Here is a 721-nt window from a genome sequence, read left to right on the forward strand (position 1 = left end):
CCCTTGCAAGTGTTTTTTGCAGATTTTTTGATCGGATCGCTTGCTTCCATATGTTCGGCCTTTCGGTGTGGCCGCACAGGGCCACTGGCCAAGATGGTTTCCGCAACGCCTGTGCCAAACAGTGCAACGGCCTTGGAAGGCCATTGGGATGAGCGGCGTGTCAAGCGTCTTGGGAATCGATCGATCGCACCATCTGCTTGTTCTCTTGCAAGTTCACAGCATCAGCCGGACACGGACGGCTTTGTGTTGCGCGCCCATGGCGGCCAATCTCTATGCGGCCTGCGGCTGCTCTTCCATCCTCCGATAGGTTTGGCCGCTCACCATCAGCTTCCAGGCGATCCGGGCGATCTTGTTGGCGAGCGCCACGGCAACAAGCTTAGGCTTTTTGCGTTGCAGCAGTCCGGTGAGCCATTGCGAGGCATGCCGGCTTCGGCCGGCTCTGACCTGTTGAAGAAGAGAGGTCGCCCCAACCACCAGAACGCTTCGCAGCATCTCGTCGCCGGCACGGGTGATCACCCCAAGCCTCGTCTTGCCAGCGGTCGAATGATCCTTGGGCGTCAGTCCCAACCAGGCGGCAAACGCCCGGCCGGACTTGAACAGCCGGGCATCCGGGGTTTTCAGCATCAACAGCGTTGCGCCGACCGGACCGACACCGGGAATTTGCGCAAGGCGCAGGCTGCATTCATCGGCGCGGTGCAAATCCAGCAGCTCTTCCTCCACC

1 protein-coding gene is annotated in these 721 nt (G+C 60.3%); it reads right to left on the minus strand.

What is annotated here, in order from left to right; translation table 11 throughout:
• Positions 1-270 precede the first annotated feature (270 nt).
• Positions 271-721, minus strand: a 451-nt coding sequence (locus tag ACFHWW_RS33975) for a transposase (RefSeq protein ID WP_379943758.1), incomplete at its 5' end; no start/stop codon positions are given.

The sequence above is a fragment of the Sinorhizobium sp. P24N7 genome (assembly GCF_042436655.1).
In the GTDB taxonomy this organism is placed as follows: Bacteria; Pseudomonadota; Alphaproteobacteria; order Rhizobiales; family Rhizobiaceae; genus Sinorhizobium; species Sinorhizobium meliloti_A.